This is a genomic window from Novosphingobium sp. FW305-C-111 (assembly GCF_058783565.1).
The window spans coordinates 25715-42223 of sequence record NZ_JBYSYP010000007.1; the positions used below are offsets into that span (position 1 = coordinate 25715).

Annotated in this window: 15 protein-coding genes; 11 read left to right on the plus strand and 4 right to left on the minus strand. The window is 65.7% G+C overall.

The genetic code is table 11. The features are described from left to right. Window positions 1-75 precede the first annotated feature (75 nt). On the plus strand, window positions 76-1350 hold the full coding sequence (locus tag AC3WLD_RS09770) for a cation:proton antiporter (RefSeq protein WP_492556769.1): 1275 nt from the start codon (window positions 76-78) through the stop codon (window positions 1348-1350). Here the strand turns inward: AC3WLD_RS09770 and AC3WLD_RS09775 are convergent. Further along, a complete protein-coding gene (locus AC3WLD_RS09775) occupies window positions 1347-2177 on the minus strand; it encodes a hypothetical protein (RefSeq protein WP_492556770.1) in 831 nt (276 codons plus the stop codon). The genes AC3WLD_RS09770 and AC3WLD_RS09775 overlap by 4 nt on opposite strands. Window positions 2178-2289: 112 nt before the next feature. On the opposite strand from AC3WLD_RS09775, the gene AC3WLD_RS09780 reads away from it, so the two are divergent. After that, window positions 2290-3624 carry an SLC13 family permease gene (locus tag AC3WLD_RS09780; protein ID WP_492556771.1) on the plus strand — a complete coding sequence of 445 codons (1335 nt, stop codon included), beginning with the start codon at window positions 2290-2292 and terminating at the stop codon, window positions 3622-3624. A gap of 97 nt (window positions 3625-3721) precedes the next feature. Here the strand turns inward: AC3WLD_RS09780 and AC3WLD_RS09785 are convergent, their stop codons facing one another. Beyond that, window positions 3722-4069: a hypothetical protein gene (locus AC3WLD_RS09785; protein WP_492556772.1), complete on the minus strand. Its 348-nt coding sequence runs from the start codon at window positions 4067-4069 to the stop codon at window positions 3722-3724. A gap of 422 nt (window positions 4070-4491) precedes the next feature. Here AC3WLD_RS09785 and otsB point away from each other — a divergent pair, with 422 nt between their 5' ends. Genes otsB through AC3WLD_RS09800 form a run of 3 tightly spaced genes read left to right on the plus strand, consistent with a single transcriptional unit; the run spans window position 4492 to window position 8407 of the window. Next, window positions 4492-5202, plus strand: coding sequence for a trehalose-phosphatase (gene otsB / locus AC3WLD_RS09790; protein WP_492556773.1), 711 nt, complete (start codon window positions 4492-4494; stop codon window positions 5200-5202). Then, window positions 5199-6983 (plus strand): glycoside hydrolase family 15 protein, encoded by a 1785-nt coding sequence (locus AC3WLD_RS09795; RefSeq protein ID WP_492556774.1) that lies wholly within the window; start codon window positions 5199-5201, stop codon window positions 6981-6983. Before otsB ends, AC3WLD_RS09795 begins: the two co-directional genes overlap by 4 nt. Beyond that, window positions 6980-8407 (plus strand): alpha,alpha-trehalose-phosphate synthase (UDP-forming), encoded by a 1428-nt coding sequence (locus AC3WLD_RS09800; RefSeq protein WP_492556775.1) that lies wholly within the window; start codon window positions 6980-6982, stop codon window positions 8405-8407. The genes AC3WLD_RS09795 and AC3WLD_RS09800 overlap by 4 nt, the downstream gene beginning before the upstream one ends. A gap of 42 nt (window positions 8408-8449) precedes the next feature. On the opposite strand, the gene bdcA is transcribed toward AC3WLD_RS09800, so the two are convergent. Beyond that, window positions 8450-9163 (minus strand): SDR family oxidoreductase, encoded by a 714-nt coding sequence (gene bdcA, locus AC3WLD_RS09805; protein ID WP_492556776.1) that lies wholly within the window; start codon window positions 9161-9163, stop codon window positions 8450-8452. 145 nt (window positions 9164-9308) lie between these two features. Here bdcA and AC3WLD_RS09810 point away from each other — a divergent pair, with 145 nt between their 5' ends. The 6 genes from AC3WLD_RS09810 to AC3WLD_RS09835 all read left to right on the plus strand — a co-directional run bounded on the left by AC3WLD_RS09810 (window position 9309) and on the right by AC3WLD_RS09835 (window position 15923). Beyond that, window positions 9309-10217 (plus strand): LysR family transcriptional regulator, encoded by a 909-nt coding sequence (locus AC3WLD_RS09810; protein WP_492556777.1) that lies wholly within the window; start codon window positions 9309-9311, stop codon window positions 10215-10217. A 134-nt stretch (window positions 10218-10351) separates the two neighbouring features. Next, a complete protein-coding gene (locus AC3WLD_RS09815) occupies window positions 10352-11632 on the plus strand; it encodes a chloride channel protein (protein ID WP_492556778.1) in 1281 nt (426 codons plus the stop codon). Window positions 11633-11909: 277 nt separating this feature from the next. Beyond that, on the plus strand, window positions 11910-12512 hold the full coding sequence (locus AC3WLD_RS09820; RefSeq protein WP_492556779.1) for a DUF4331 family protein: 603 nt from the start codon (window positions 11910-11912) through the stop codon (window positions 12510-12512). Then, a complete protein-coding gene (locus AC3WLD_RS09825) occupies window positions 12512-13249 on the plus strand; it encodes a DUF4331 family protein (RefSeq protein WP_492556780.1) in 738 nt (245 codons plus the stop codon). Before AC3WLD_RS09820 ends, AC3WLD_RS09825 begins: the two co-directional genes overlap by 1 nt. 36 nt (window positions 13250-13285) lie before the next feature. Continuing rightward, a complete protein-coding gene (locus AC3WLD_RS09830; protein ID WP_492556781.1) occupies window positions 13286-14695 on the plus strand; it encodes a tetratricopeptide repeat protein in 1410 nt (469 codons plus the stop codon). Continuing rightward, on the plus strand, window positions 14688-15923 hold the full coding sequence (locus AC3WLD_RS09835; RefSeq protein WP_492556782.1) for a HupE/UreJ family protein: 1236 nt from the start codon (window positions 14688-14690) through the stop codon (window positions 15921-15923). Before AC3WLD_RS09830 ends, AC3WLD_RS09835 begins: the two co-directional genes overlap by 8 nt. Before the next feature lie 57 nt (window positions 15924-15980). Here AC3WLD_RS09835 and AC3WLD_RS09840 read toward each other — a convergent pair whose 3' ends face one another. Then, entirely contained in the window at window positions 15981-16445 is a 465-nt protein-coding gene (locus AC3WLD_RS09840) for a nuclear transport factor 2 family protein (protein WP_492556783.1), read from the minus strand. Window positions 16446-16509: the final 64 nt, after the last annotated feature.

Below are 16509 nucleotides of genomic sequence, written 5' to 3' on the forward strand. Positions count from 1 at the left end.
CGCTTCGCTCCCGTTACGTAGACGCCGGCCGGCGCGCATAGAATCTTGCGCTCCATACGACGAGGATTCATCCGGGTGATTGGTAATCTCTATCTTACGCCCTTCAACGCGGCGGCTGTGCTGATCGTGGTTGCCGCCGTACTGGGCTATGTGAACTTCCGCTTCCTGCGCCTTCCATCTTCGATCGGCCTGACGGTCATGGGTGCGCTCGCGTCCCTGCTGGTGGTCGCCCTTGACGAAATGCTCCCGTCGAGTTCGGTCAGTCGCGATCTTGCGGATTTCATTGCCGGCATCGATTTCCATGCCACGCTGATGGACGGGATGCTCTCGTTCCTGCTGTTTGCCGGGGCGCTGCATGTTTCATGGCAGCAGTTGAACAGGGGGCGCTGGGCGATCCTCGTGCTCAGCACGGTTGGCGTCATTCTGTCCACGGTCATCGTCGGAACGGGGTTTCTCCTGCTCACCAGCGTGATGGGCTATGCCATTCCCGCGATCTGGTGCTTCGTATTCGGCGCCCTGATCAGCCCGACCGACCCCGTATCGGTCATGAGCGTGCTCAAGCGCACCAACGTCTCGCCGCTGCTCGAAGCCACCGTGGCCGGTGAGAGCCTGTTCAACGATGGCGTTGGGGTCGTGATCTTCGCGATCCTGCTGGCAGCCGCCAGCAGCGGAGCCCCGCTCGATCCGGGCCATGCCGCCATGCTTTTCGTCGAGGAAGCAGGCGGGGGTATTCTGCTAGGGCTTGTCATTGGCTGGATCGCCTTCAGGGCGATGCGCTCGATCGATGATTACAAGGTCGAGGTCATGATCAGTCTGGCGACGGTCATGGGCGGCTATGCGATCGCCAGCCCGCTTCACGTCAGCGGCCCCGTTGCGATGGCGGTTGCGGGCTTGATCATCGGCAACGCCGGGGTGGCCCATGCGATGAGCGACACCACCCGCGACTACCTGCACAAGTTCTGGGACCTGATCGACGACATTCTCAATACCGTGCTGTTCCTGCTGATCGGACTGGAAGCCGTGACCGTGCCCCGCGATGCAGGGCTGATCCTGCTTGGTGCCGGTGCAATTGCGCTTTCGCTGCTGGCCCGGTCGGTTTCGGTCATCCTGCCGCTTTCGGCTTTCGGCAAGGCGCGGGCTGCCGGCGCCATTGTGCCCGTCACCCTGATCTGGGGCGGGCTGCGGGGCGGGATTTCTGTAGCGCTCGCGCTCGGCCTGCCTCACGGCGGCGAACGTGACCTGATCCTTGCGGCGACTTATGCCGTCGTGCTTTTCACGGTCATCGTGCAGGGCGGGACCATAGCCGGCATTCTGCAGCGACTGGAGGGAAGGGCAGCGAACGCGGCCTAGTTGTCCCAGTCCGCAAGAGGCTCGCCCGTTTTCGCGTCTTCGAGGGCGATCTTGCCGAATTCGACCGCCATCGCGCAGATGGGCGGCTGGTTCGCCTCCCGGTTCACGCAGTGTACCGGCTGGCCGTCGGCATAGCCTGTGATCCGTCCCTGGATCCTGACCCGGAACGCACGGCCTGTCGCCTCGGCGTCCTTGGGCAGTTTCGCGGTATAAGCATAAGGTCGCTTGCCCCGCAGCAGCCTGCGCGGCGCATCGGACGAGAAATACTGGACGAGTGCCAGCCTCTGCTCCGGTCCGGCCCCAGCCGGCGCAGGACCGTCATCCTTGACCGCGCCCGCCGTTTCCGGCCTGCCCGAATTGCTGCTGGCTTGGGGAGGGCACTGCTCCGACCGCGTCCACGGCCGTTCGATCCAGAAGCCCTCGGCCGTCTCGAACGACTGGCCCTCGGCAAGCTCCGCAAAAAGCGGCTCGTCGGCCCAGTTCTGCCGGTTGAAGCTTACTCGCAGGACGCCCGCCGACGCGTCGAAGCGCCATGCGCCCCAGGCACCGGTTGCGCCATCCTCGCACGCGATCGGCAAGGTCAGTTCGAAGCTCTGGTTCGCCAGTTCGAGGTTCGATTGCGGCAGGGTGTTGCCGGCGGCGACCTCGTCGGCGGCTGCGGTAACGGCCGTCAGGATCTCGGCCCGGCCCAAAGCGGAAAGCGGCTTAACGGCGGCGGTCACTGTCGAGGTCGCCTTTTCGACGACATCGGGGGTTGCCGATGCCTCCGGCGAAGGGCCCGAGCGTTGGCAGCCGGCGATGGCGAGGCAGGCCACAAGCGCCAGCATCCGGTGCGCCCTCTGACGGGCAGAGCATCCCGATCTGCACAGTGCCTCCAACATCACCGATGCCTACCATTGATTGTCGGCGAGGTCATCTCCTTGTAGGCGTTCAATAATCATGACGATCGAGCAGATCCTGACCCTCGTGGTCCTCGTGGGCGTTGTCGCCGCGCTCATTGCGGACCGCATGAGAGCCGATGTCGTTGCGCTGAGCGGCGCGGCCATCCTTCTCGTTACCGGGGCCGTGCGCCCCAGCGAGGTCCAAGGCGCGTTTGCCAGCCCCGCCATTCTCACGCTCGCCTCGCTGTTCGTGATTGCCTACGCGATGGAGTTGTCGGGATTGCTCGACAAGGCCATCGAGAAAGCCGTGGTCTTTTGCCGCAGGACCGGGGCGGCGGGCTTGTGGGGCCTGATCGGCATGTCCGGCGTCGGATCGGCCTTCCTCAACAACACGCCGATCGTCGTCGTGGCCGCGCCCGTGATCCGCGACGTCGCGAAATCCATCGGGCTCGATCCGCGGCGCTTCCTGATGCCGTTGTCCTATGTCGCCGTTCTCGGCGGCAGCTGCACGCTGATCGGCACATCCACCAATCTGCTGGTCGACGACATGGCGCGCTCGTCGGGGCAGGCGCCGTTCGGCATATTCGAAATCACCCCGGTCGGCCTCGCCATGGCGCTGGCGGGTTGCCTCTACCTGGTGCTGTTCACCGGCAGGCTGGTCAAGGGCGACCCCGCGCCTGCCGAGGAGCCGGAGAAGGCAACGTCGCGCGCGGACGTCGAGCGTCATTCGGTCAGCCACGTGGACCTGACCGGCGATTCCCTCGAAGACACCGCGGTCTATGCGCAGGTCCACGATTTCCGCCCAAGGATGGCGCTCGTGGCCGTGGTCGTGTTCGTTGGAGTGATTGCCGTGGCAGCGATCGACCTCGTGCCGATAGCCGCTGCGGCCTTTGCGGGTGCGGTCCTGCTCATCGTGCTGCGGGTGATTTCGCCCGACCAGGCCTATGCCGGGTTGCGGCCGGAGATCCTCCTGCTCATCGCAGGCATGGTGGTGATCGGCATCGCCATGGAGCAGACCGGCCTCGCCGCGGACGCGACGCGCTGGATGATCGGCTCGGTCGACGGTGTGGGCCCGCTGACCGCGCTGATCCTGCTGTATGGAGCGACGCTCCTGCTCACCGAACTCCTGTCCAATGCGACTGTTGCGGTCCTGCTGACACCTGTCGCGGTGGCGCTGGCCGAGAGCCTGGGCGTGAGCCCCCGTCCGTTTCTGGTGACGATCATGATGGCGGCCAGCGCGGCCTTTGCCACCCCGTTCGGCTACCAGACCAATGTGCTGGTCTACCAGATGGGCGGCTACCGCTACATGGATTTCGTCAAGGTAGGCCTGCCGCTCAACCTGCTGACCTGGGCCGTGGCGGTGGCGGCGATACACCACTTCTTCCCGTTCTAGGCATTGCGGACAAACAAGGTTCGATGTTGGCTATTGCGGATCGCGGACAGCGGACTGAACGGGCGCAATGTTGGGTATCCGGACATAAACGCGATCCTCATATTTTATCCAAGAAATCCTTCACGGTTTGTCCGCATTTGCCGACAAACTGACGAAAGTCGTCGTCGGAGGCCGTTTGCATATTACAGGTATCGGCGTCGCAAAGTCCCGAGATTGCGCCGTCGATTTCGGCTTCAGAATGTCCGGCCGCAACGCCTGCAGTCAGTGCCGCAGTGCGACATGTCTGCAATAGCAGTCGAAGCTGCTGCTTGTAGTCCTCATCATCGGTCATGCCGTGAGCAACGTTCAGGAATGCGGCGCTTCTGGTAGCTTGCTTAGCTTCCTCGTACGTAAATCTAGGTTGGGGCTGGATGTCGGCGGCAGCCTTTTTACTCTTCCAAAACATCGTCAACCCTCCGAGTGAATGAGAGTAGTATCGCTAGCTGGCACGAAGTCCGCAATGTTGGCGTATCCGGAAAGTCCGTTTCCGCAGCGAGCAGCCGGCTAACTGACGCTCCCGTGACGGAAGGATCCGTCGATCGGGCCAGACGCATAGATTGTCCGAATTACAGAGGGTCAAGGGGTGGCGCCTTTCCTGACGGGCTTCTCGTGACCCGCCACGATTAATGTCGCCTCTATCCGAGTCGCCGGCTTTCCTTTCCGGCGACGAAAATCCTGCACGGCGCGGCCATTCATGCCGATCTCAGGAACAAAACCGCGCTGCGTACGTGTTCTGATGGGGTCCCGGGTGTCCCGCCTGGGATAGGGCACGAGCTCAGGAGACGCAAAATCGACACTGCAACGGCTGCGTTAGCGGCACCGCCGGAGGTGGACCTGCGCGATGCCACGCTCTTTCTGGACCTTGACGGTACGCTTTTCGACCTCGTCGACAGCCCCGCCGATGTCCGGGCCGATCCGCAGACACAGGCCTTGCTCGCGCAGCTCCTGCAGCGCCTGGACGGCAGGGTCGCGGTGGTGAGCGGGCGTTCGCTGGCCCAGATCGACGACATGCTGGGCGACGTCGCGGCCGCGCTCTGGATTTCCGGCAGCCATGGCTGCGAGCATCGCTGGGATGGCGCGACCGAAGGTCCGTCGCGGCCGGGTGCATTGGACGCCGCCGCCGCCGGTTTTCGAGCGTTTGCGCAGGGCCGCCGCGGTGTCCTCGTCGAAGAGAAGAGTTTTGGTGTCGCGTTGCATTATCGCCTGGCCCCAGACGCAGGGCCGCCCGCGGGCGAGCTGGCACAGGCGCTCGCGCTTCGTCATGGCCTTTATCTGCAGCGCGGCAAGTCGATGGTGGAACTGCGCGTTGGCGGCGCCGACAAGGGCGACGCGATTGTCGCGATGATGGCGCACCCGCACCTTGCCGGGACGACCCCGGTTTTCGCCGGCGATGACGTGACTGACGAGCCTGGGTTCAAGGCGGTCAGCGACCTTGGCGGTCATGCCATCCTTGTCGGCGAGCCGCGGCCCACGCTGGCTGGCTTTGCCCTGCGCTCGCCGCGCGAACTTCGCGACTGGCTGTGGAGGGCCGTCCAATGACCGTTTCCCTCGATCTCTGGCCGATCGGAAATTGCCAGGTTTCGGCGCTGATCGACACCTCGGGCGACATTGTCTGGGGCTGCATTCCCCGGGTCGACGGGGACCCGTTCTTTTCCGCCCTGCTGGGCGGGGATGAACCCGAACAGGGGCTGTGGGCCATCGGCCTGGAGGACGTGGTGGAAACCACCCAGCGCTATCGCCGCAACACCCCGATCCTCGTGACCCGCCATCGCGATGCCCACGGCGGCGAGATCGAGGTTGTGGATTTCTGCCCGTATTTCCGGCGCGATGGCCGCACCTACCGGCCGGTCGCCTACGTCCGGATCGTGCGACCCCTTGCCGGATCACCGCGTATCCGGGTGCGACTGCGGCCGACCTGCGGGTGGGGCAGCGAATGCAGGAATACCATCGGCGGATCGAACCACATCCGCTACCTGTCCGAGGCCATGACGATGCGGCTCACCACGTCCGCGCCGGTCGGCCTTGTCGCCGAGGAGCGGGCCTTCCGCCTCGAACAGCCGCACTACTTCTTCCTCGGCCCCGACGAGAGCTTCGCCGGCAACCTGGCCGAAACGCTCGAACAGATGCTCGAGGCGACCGCAGCCGAGTGGCGCCACTGGGTCCGCGGCCTGGCGACTCCGGTCGAATGGCAGGACGTGGTGATCCGTTCGGCCATCACGCTCAAGCTGTGCCAGCACGAGGAAACCGGCGCCATCGTCGCCGCGCTGACTACCTCGATCCCCGAACACGCGGGATCCCAGCGGAACTGGGACTATCGGTTCTGCTGGATCCGCGATGCCTACTATACCGTGCAGGCGCTCAATCGCCTCGGTGCGCTCGATGTGCTCGAGGGCTATCTCGCCTACTTGCGCAACATCGTCGACAATGCGCGGGGTGGCCATATCCAGCCGCTGTACGGCGTGCTGGGGGAGGCGATGCTGGACGAGCGGATCGCCGGAAATCTTGCCGGTTACCGTGCCATGGGGCCGGTCCGCGTGGGCAATGCCGCCTATTCGCAGGTCCAGCACGACGCTTATGGCCAGATCGTCCTCTCCAACACGCAGGCCTTTCTCGACCAGCGGTTGCTGCGCATGTCCGGCCCCGCCGATTTCGAAGCGCTCGAAAGGGTTGGCGAGAGGGCATGGGTCCTGTTCGACAAGCCCGATGCCGGTCTTTGGGAACTGCGCACGCGCCAGTCGGTCCATACGTACTCGGCGGCGATGTGCTGGGCGGCCTGCGACCGGCTGGGCAACGCGGCGCAGGCGCTCGGCCTTGCTGAGCGGGCGGCTTTCTGGGGCCAGCGCGCAGGCGCCATCCGCGAGCGGATCGAGGAGGCCGCTTGGCGTCCCGACACCGGGCGGATGTCGGCCACGTTCTCGGGCGACGATCTCGACGCGAGCGTGATCCAGTTGCTCGACCTGCGGTTTCTGACGCCGGACGATCCGCGCTTCGTGTCCACGCTCGCCGCCATAGAACAGGGCCTGCGGCGCGGATCGCACATGCTGCGCTATGACACGGAGGACGATTTCGGCCTGCCCGAGACCGCGTTCAATGTCTGCACCTTCTGGCTGATCGAGGCCCTGCACCTGACGGGCCGCGGCCGCGAAGCACGCGCCCTTTACGAAGAAATGCTGAGCCGCCGCACCCAGGCCGGCCTCCTTTCCGAGGACATCGATCCGGCAAACGGCGACCTCTGGGGGAACTACCCCCAAACCTACTCGCTCGTCGGCCTGATCAACTGCGCCGTCCAGCTGAGCAAACCATGGAACTCTGTCCGATGAGCAGGCTGATTGTCATTTCGAACCGTGTCAGTGCAGGAGGCGGCGCGCAAGGCGGGCTCGCCGTCGCCCTTTCCGCGGCCTTGCGCGAGCATGGCGGCATCTGGTTCGGCTGGTCCGGCAACGAAACCAGCGAGTTTACCGGCCACATCAACATGGAGCGTGTCGATGGCGTGACCACGGCCACCGTCGACCTGGAAGAGCAGGACATCGAGGAGTATTATGACGGCTACGCAAACCGCACGCTGTGGCCGCTGTTTCATTACCGCATCGACCTGGCCGAATACGAACGCAGCTTCGCCGACGGCTACAAGCGCGCCAACGAGCGTTTTGCCGATACTGCGCTGCCCCTGATCGAGCCTGACGATCTGGTCTGGGTGCAGGACTACCACATGTTCCCGCTGGGCAAGGAACTGCGCGCGCGCGGCGTCGAGAACCGCATCGGCTTCTTCCTGCACATTCCGTGGCCGCCGCGCCGCCTGCTGGCCACGCTGCCCGAGGCGCGTGCGCTGACCGAGGGGCTGCTTGCCTACGACCTGATCGGCTTCCACACCGACGAATGGCTGCAATCGTTCGGCGATTACGTGTCGCATGAACTGGGCGGCACGATCGACGACGATGGCTGGCTGACCGTGGGCGAACGGCGCCTGCGCCTGATCGCCTGCCCGGTCGGCATCGACGCCAAGGAGTTTGCGGCGCTCGCCGCGAGCGACACGGCCAGGGAGACCTGCGAGCGGGTCCAAATCAGTGCGGTCGGACGCACGATGATCGTCGGGGTTGACCGGCTGGATTATTCCAAGGGCCTCGAGGAGCGCTTCCTTGGCTACGAACGGTTTCTCATCGAGCATCCGGAAGAGCGCAAGGAAGTTACCTTGCTTCAGATCGCCCCGCCGTCGCGCGGCACGGTCGACAGCTACCAGCGCATTCGCAGCACGCTCGAAGGTCTGGCCGGACGGATCAACGGGGCCCACGCCGGTCTCGACTGGGTCCCGATCCGTTACGTCAACCAAGGGTACACGCGCGATATGCTCGCCGGGGTCTATCGCGCGAGCAAGGTGGGTCTTGTCACGCCCTTGCGCGACGGCATGAACCTTGTCGCCAAGGAATATGTCGCTGCGCAGGATCCCGACGATCCGGGCGTGCTGATCCTCTCCCGCTTTGCGGGCGCGGCGGAGCAGATGTCCGACGCGCTGCTGGTCAATCCGCACAGCGCGGAAGAAATATCGGACGCCTTGCGCCGCGCCATCACCATGCCGCGCGACGAGCGGATCCGGCGTTGGCGGACCCTCATGCAAGGTGTCGAAGAGCACGACGTCATGTGGTGGTCTAAGCGCTTCACCGACGCCCTTCAGGAATGCCGTGACGACGGCTCCCGCGCCGTGGAGCCTGCTTCTGCTGGGGTGCTGAACGGCGGAAGCGGTTGGTGAAAGCCTCACCATTCGCTTCCGCTTCAATCGTCATGGCGTGCCTTACGCGCCGAACCCACCGTCGATCGTGTGCATGGCGCCAGTTATGATCGCACCGCTCGGGCCAGCGATGAACGCTGCGAAATCGGCAATCTCGCTCGGCTTGGCGTGGCGCTTGATCGCCATGAAGCTGTGCATGGTGGAAGCCATCGGTCCATCGGCCGGGTTCATGTCGCTGTCTGTCGGCCCGGGCTGGATGCTGTTCACCGTGATGCCGCGGTCACCGAAATCGCGGGCCAGACCACGCACCATGCCCTGAACGGCGGACTTGGTCATGGCGTAGGCCGCACCGCCGGCGAAGGGCATCCGGTCGCCGTTGACCGACCCGATGATGATGATGCGTCCATCGGCATTCATCCGCCGGGCGGCTTCGACCGCCGCATGGTACGGTGCGCGCACGTTCACGTCGATCATGTGGTCGATGTCGTCGGCTGCCAGCTCGAGCGGATCACCGAGCACGAGCGTTCCCGCATTGATGACGATCACGTCGAGGGCACCTCGGCTCGCGACGGTGGACGTAAGCGCGTCGCGATCGGCGCTGTTGGCCTTGATGGCCCGTGCCCCCGTCTCGTCGCCGAGCGCCTGCGCTGCGCTTTCCGACCCGGCATAGGTGAAAGCAACCGAGCCGCCGCCCTTGCTGAAGCGGCGCACGATGGCGGCGCCGATCCCGCGGCTGCCACCGAGAACCAGGACATTCTTTCCGGTAAAGTCATTCATGATCATTCTCCATCGGTTCGTGTTGCAGCGGAATGGGCCGAAGACGTGTTCTGGGGCCTCTCGCTGTCTGGACGTGAAAGTGCCGATGGTGCATCGTTCGAACTAGCCATCCAATTCCGGAATTCGTCGACGGAAAAACCGAACGATGATGAAGCTCGATGGAATCGCCGCGTTCGTTGCCACTGTCGAGGAAACCTCGATAAGCGCAGCTGCGCGCCGGCTTGGTCTCGCAAAATCGGTCGTCAGTGAACGCCTGGCCGAACTGGAGCGAGTCCTTGGCGCGACATTGCTCCAACGCTCTACGCGCAAGCTGACCCTTACCGGCGCAGGCGAGGCTTTTCTGTTGCGCGCGCAGCGGATCATGCGCGAGATCGAGGAGGCCGCGGCCGAGGTCGATGCCAGAAGCGGAAAGTTGGCGGGGCCCCTCCGGATCTCGGCACCGGTGGGCTTCGGCATTCTCCATCTGGGTCCCGCAATCGCGCGCTTTTTGAAGGAACATCCCGCGATCGAGATGTCGCTCGAACTGGACGACCGCTTCGTCGATGCGGCAACTGGCGGCTTCGATGCAGTCCTGCGGCACGGTGCCATCGGCGATCGCCGCCTGATTGCACGAAGACTGGCGAGCAGCCGCCGACTGCTCGTTGCGGCACCGGACTATCTGGCTTCTAGAGGCACGCCGACGAGTTTGAAGGATCTGGAGAGCCACAGCGGCGTGCTTTATGCCAATCGGTCGGCGGACTGGCGATTTGCCGTGGGCCCGGGTTGGTCGGTTGTCCGGCCGAGAGCCGCCTTGCGGGTCAACAACGGCATCGTGATGCGTGACGCAGCCCTCGCGGGATTGGGTCTGGCCCTCTTGCCAAGCTTTTTCGTGAATGAAGAGGTTCGCCAAGGTTCGCTCACCGTTGTCGATATCGGTTGGCCGGCCGAAGGTGCCGAGCTCTTTCTGACGTACCCGCGAGATCACGGAGCCGCGGCAAAGATCAGGGCGCTGGGAGAAAGCCTGCGCACCACGTTCGGTGACCCGCCTTATTGGGAGGCCCTCCGATCCGACTGATGATGCAAGACGAGACTGTTTGGGAGCAGCGAGCGCGCATTTTTCGCCGCCTCCGATCTGCGGTGGAAATGTTTGGAGGCTGGCGAGAGGCCGGCAAGGTTGCCAGGGTGGCAGGTCTCGCTTAACCCGCGACCATGACCTGGCGAGAGCGCATCCATGCCAACTCGGCCGCCCTTCTTCGCCGGTTTGCCGCCGTCGTCGGGGCAGTGCTGCTGGGGCTTGCCGCCATCGTCTTCGCCAAGGCCGGGGAAGTGGCGCAAGGGGCCTTCAACCAGCTTTGGAGAGTGGCCCCCTGGCTCGCCGCTGGCCTGACGCCGCTGGTTTTCGTTTCGGTGGTTGGACTGACCCGGCGCTGGTTTCCCGAAGCGAGAGGCTCCGGCATCCCGCAGGTCATGGCCGCGGGCCATAATCCGGAGGTGGGGGCTGGCGGGCCTCTGCTTTCGCTGCGTACCGCGGCCGCCAAGTTCGTCGGCACGATACTGATGCTGCTCGGCGGCGGTGCGGTGGGGCGCGAAGGGCCGACGGTCCAGATCAGCGCGGCGATCATGGTCGCCGTCCATCGATGGCTGCGGGTTCCGGTCAACGCCGGAGTGATCATCGCGGGCGGAGCGGCGGGGGTGGCCGCAGCCTTCAACACGCCGCTAGCCGGCGTGGCCTTTGCCATTGAGGAGCTTGCCGCAGCCTTCGAGCAGAAGGTCGCCGTCCTGGTGATGGCGGCGGTCATGATTTCGGGTCTCGTCAGCCTCGGGATTGCGGGAGACTATGTCTATTTCGGTGCGATGACCCGGCAGCTCGACCTTTCCGAGATCGTCTGGCTGGCGCCCGTGATCGGGGTGCTTGGCGGGGCGCTTGGCGGGCTATTTGCCCGCCTCCTCATCGCCCTGGGCCGGGTTCGGCATGGGCCGCTTGCAATGGCGCGGAAACGCCCGCTGGCGTTCGCCTTTGCCTGCGGCCTGGTAGTCGCGCTGACGGGCGTGGTGAGCGGCGGGGCGAGCTGGGGCACGGGCTATGAATCGACGCGGGCCCTGCTCAGCGGCGAATCCGGCATTCCGCTCGCCTTCGGACCGGCCAAGTTCGTCAGCACGCTCGCGACGGCCGCCAGCGGGGCACCGGGCGGGATCTTCGCGCCGTCGTTGTCGGTCGGGGCAGGACTGGGCCAGCTGGTCGGATACGTCGTTAAGGGCGGCCCCTCGGGAGCGCTGGTCCTGCTGGGTGTCGCGGCCTATTTCACCGGCGTGGTCCGTGCGCCGCTGACGGCCGTGATCATCGTCATGGAAATGACCGCGGACCGGGCAATGATCCTTCCGCTGTTCGGTGCCGCGCTAATCGCGGACTGGGTCAGCAGCATGATCTGTCCCGACAAGCTGTACCATGCGTTGTCCGCCGGATTCAGGCCCGCGTCGGTCCAGGGCTAATCCATGTTAGAGCGTCGGTACCTGCTCGCGCGGAGGCTGGACAAATCGACTTAGTCAACCTCTTCCTGAAATTGGGCAGGTTGCATTTCTCTTTTTAGTATGAGAACTTAGCGTCGTCAGCCTGACTGACGGCAAAGAAGTCCCCGCGGCAGGCGCGCCTGTCGAAGAATGGACCTGGTCGCGAACCACCCTCGATGCGTCGTTTTGGGAGATTCGCATGTCCAATCGAAGAATTTGGTTACTGGCCGGAACGCTGGGCGTCGCCGGTCTGGCGGCCGTGACCCTTGTCCCGGGCCAGTCGGCACGCACCGCCGACCACCTCGATCCACCGGCAAGAACCGATCCGCTGTTCGACGCCACGCCCGATGCCGCAGCGGATATCGCCGACATCTACACGTTCATGGATGGCGACAACGTCAACATCATCCTGACGTTCGGCGGGCCTGCGGCGACAAACCTGCCCGCGGCCTATGACCGGGACGTTCTCTACACCATCAACATCTCGAACGAGGCGCCGGCGACGACGACCGAGATTCCGATCCGCATGCGCTTCGGCAAGGGCGCGGGCGCGGACGACTGGGGCGTCCGGGTGGAAGGCATCCCCGGCACTCCGACCATCGAGGGGCCGGTCGAACAGACCCTGGTTTCCGGAGCGGTCAAGGTGCGTGCCGGCCTGTTCGACGATCCGTTCTTCTTCGACTCCCAGGGCCTGCGGGAATCGCGGGCGACGGGCCAGATCAAGTTCGACAAGAACCGCAGCTTCTTCAACAGCAAGAACATCACCGCGATCGCCCTGCAAATTCCGAAATCGCGACTCGTCGGCTCGACCGGCAAGCTCGAGATGTGGACAACCACCGGCCGGATCGGAGGGCAGATCTGATGCGCATTCGCAATATGACCGGACGAGCTTCGGCTCTCCTCGCCGCCGTCCCGCTTTCGCTGGCGCTCCTGCTGGCGGCATGTGGTGATGACAACAACGGTTCGCCGGTGGTCATCCCGACACCCGCGCCAACGCCCACGCCGACCCCAACGCCGAGCGCAACGCCTGCCACCACGTACAGTGTCGCATCGTGCCTGAACCAGGTCATCCCGGGAACAGGCGGGGCAACACCGGCCTCGCTGGTCATCCCCGACACGCTCAAGATCGATACCAACACGGCGACGGCTTTCCCCAACGGTCGCGCGCTCGCCGACCCGGTGGTGGACATCACCCTGGCCGTGCTGTTCCTCGACGTGAACGCCCCTGGCCAAAGCGCGGCGACCTTCGCCAACCTGCCGCTCAATCCGGCCGCCAACGACCGGGCATTCCTGACAACGTTCCCCTATCTGGCCGCGCCGCAGGGCACGCCTCCTCTGGCGAGCGGCAGCGGCAGCGGGTTCAACTTCCGCTCCGATCCGCCGTCCAGCTTCGTTCGGGTGGACCGGGAAGGCATGCCGGCTGTCTCGGCTGCGCTGATCGGCTCTGCGCAGAAGAACAACTTCAACGACGACGACCCGGCTGACGACGTGTCGGGCCCCTATGTGCCGGAGATGACGCAGCAACTGACCCTGCTCACCAACGGCCTTGCCGACGACCTGATCGCGCTGGGCCTCAAGCCATGCGCAAAGCCGAACTGACAGGGACCTGGTTCGGCTCCGCCGGAGCGACGCACGATGAGTCATAGCGTTGCTCCGGCGCTGGGGGGGCAGGTTCCCGGCAGTCGGTTGTTGAAAGGCGGCAGGTCCGTTTCGGGCCTGCGGCTGGCCATTCTCCTCCTGATCGCCGCAATCCTTGCGGCAGCGGGCGGTTTTGCGTGGGATCATTGGGGGCGAGCCGGCGATGCGCCTTCGGCTCGCCCCGAAAGCCTGCGTCCTGCGTTCGGTCCGAAAGACTTTTCCTCGGCCCTGGCGGCGGTCGACCAGCGGGTGATCGGAGCCCGAGGGCAACTCGCCGCAGGGCCGCGGGAGTGGATGCGGATCGAGGCACTCAGCGTCGCGCTGGTCTCCCGGTATCGGCTGACAGGCGACCTTGCAGACCTCGCCGAGGCCGACAAGCTGATAGACCAGGCATTGGCCATCGCGCCCGATCCCGCCGGCCCGACCCTGACGCGGGCAACGGTTTCGCTGATGCTGCACCGCTTGGACGACGCGGCCGCGGCGCTCGACCGCTTCGACCGGCAAGTCGTTCCCCCGCCGCCGCACGAGCGCGCAGACGCGCTGGCGATGCGCGGTGACATGGCTTTCCAGCGCGGCGACATGGGCAGGGCAGAGGCGCTCTATGGCGAGGCGCGGGGCCTGTCGGACACGCCCGGCATTCAGGTGCGTCATGCGCTGCTCCTGGCCCGGACCGGCCGCATGGACGAAGCGCGGCGGCTGATCGAAACGGCGCTGGTCGCCCCCGGCCAGCAGCCGGCGGTTCTTGCCGACCTGGCGCTCCAGCGGGCGGCGCTCGCCTATGCGACAGGAGACTGGGCCGAGGCAGGGCGGTGGATCAAGGCTGCGCAGGGTATCTTTCCGGGACGCTGGATGACCCAGGCATGGGCCGCCCAGCAGCGTGCGATCGAAGGCGATTTCCCCGGCGCGATCGCAGACTACGCGCGGATCGCCGGGCGGACCGGCAAGCCCGAGGTCATGGACGCACTGGCCTATCTTCTCCGCCTGCAGGGACGGGGGACTGAAAGCCGCGATTGGGCGGCACGCTCGGGCCAGGCTTGGGCGGAGAGGATGGCCCAGTTTCCGGCGGCCTTTGCCCAGCACGCGGCGGAGCACGATCTGGCACTGGGATCGCCGCAGGCGGCGCTAACGCTGGCGCGGCAGGACGCCGCCGCGAGGCCATACGGACAGGCGCTCGTTCCGCTCGCCCGCGCGGAAACCTTGTCCGGCAACCCGGCTGGCGCGCTGGAGACGCTTCGGCGCGCGGAGGCGACCGGTTGGCGGACGGGTCTTCTTGCGATGGAGAAGGCCGCGGCGCTCGATGCGCTCGGCCGCGGGGAGGAGGCTGACGCGGCTCGCAAGGCGGCGCTTGCGCACAATCCCCGCCTGACCGATCCCGCCGCGCTCTATATCTGGTTCGGCCATGAGTAAGTGGGGCCTGCTGGGTGTTCTCATCGCGCTGTTGTGGAGCGCGAGCGCATCCGCTCACCTCACGCCGAATTCGGAAGTCCGGCTAACGTTCGAGGCCCGCGAGGTGGTCGCCGACGTCGTTATCCCCCAAGGCGAGTATGCCTACGCCACCGGCGCATCGACCGATGGCTCACCGGGCAGCCGTGCTGCCGCGGCGCACTACCTCGCCGCGAACATGGCTGTCACGGCGCCAGACGGCCGGCCCTGGCAGGTCGCAGTCGTCGAAACCCGGTTCGAGACGGTCCTCGGTCCGCCCGATCTCGCTGCCTCGATCCGCCTGACGCCGCCGCCGGGCGCGCCGGTCGACAGGCTGAGGTTCGAATGGCACGCCGTGACCCGGGAGGTGCCGACCCATTTCGCGTTGCTGGTCGAAGGGGGCGACATCACGGGCCGGCCCAGCGCAGATCGCCGCCTGATCGGGACCCTGACCGACGCGCGGCCGGCCCTGATGGTCGAGAGCAAGGGCGGGGGCGGCCTTGTGCTGCTGGTCAGCGGCTTCCTGCTGGGGGCGCGCCACATCCTCGAAGGCTATGACCACCTGCTGTTCCTGCTTGCCCTGCTGATCCCCGCGCCGTTGCTGGCGGCCGGGAAGCAGTGGGGGGAGGAGCGTCCTCTTCGGGCGACGGTTCGCCACATCGCGTGGATCGTCACGGGGTTTACCGTCGGTCACAGCGTGACCCTGATCGCGGCGACGCTGCTCGATGCACAGCTGCCGGTCGCGCCGGTCGAAAGCGCGATTGCCCTGTCCGTGCTAATCTCGGCGCTGCACGCGGCACGACCGATCTTTCCCGGGCGGGAGGCGCAGGTTGCGATGGGGTTCGGGCTGGTCCACGGGCTCGCCTTTGCCACGCTCGTCGGCAATCTCGGAGTGGCGAGAGGTAACCGGGCCGAAGCGATCCTGGGTTTCAACCTCGGCATCGAAGCGGTCCAGCTGATGATTGTCGCGGTCTGTCTTCCGGCGATCCTCCGCCTGGCAAATGCGCAGGCTGCTTATCGGATCGGGGCTGCCAGCCTGATCGGCATCGCGGCATCGGGCTGGCTGATCGAGCGTGTCTTCGGCATCGACCTAGCGTTCGGCCAAATTCTCGACGTCGTCCTGCCATGGCTGCTTGGGGCCGTCGCGGTCAGCTCCCTGGTCGTCCTCGCCGGCGGCCTATCCCAGGTCCGGCCCCGTCTTCGCGCTGGCTGACCGCGACTGGGGACCAACCCGCGAGCGCGGACCGGATGGCGCCTGTCTCCCGAAAGATCAAAGGCCGAGCTCGCTCAGGCCCGGATGGTCGTCCGGACGCCGGCCCAGCGGCCAGCGGAACTTGCGGTCGGCTTCGGCTATGGGATGCTCGTTGATGCTGGCAATGCGCCGGCGCATCAGACCGTCGGCGTCGAATTCCCAGTTCTCGTTGCCATAGGCCCGGTACCAGTTGCCGCTGTCGTCGCGGTATTCATAGGCGAAGCGCACGGCGATGCGGTTGCCGTCGTGCGCCCACAGCTCCTTGACGAGCCGGTAGTCGAGTTCGCGCGTCCACTTGCGAGCGAGAAAACCTTCGATCGCCTCGCGTCCGGTTACGAATTCGGCGCGGTTTCGCCACTGGCTGTCGGGTGTGTAGGCCAAGGCGACCCGCGCGGGATCGCGGCTGTTCCAGCCATCCTCGGCCAGGCGGATCTTCTCGGCGGCACTTTCTGCGGTAAACGGCGGCAGCGGGGGGCGGGTCATCGCGGTGTTCCTTGTTCTGGAGAATTGGGCGGACGGTATCGGGGGCGCTCGCAAGCGAACGTTG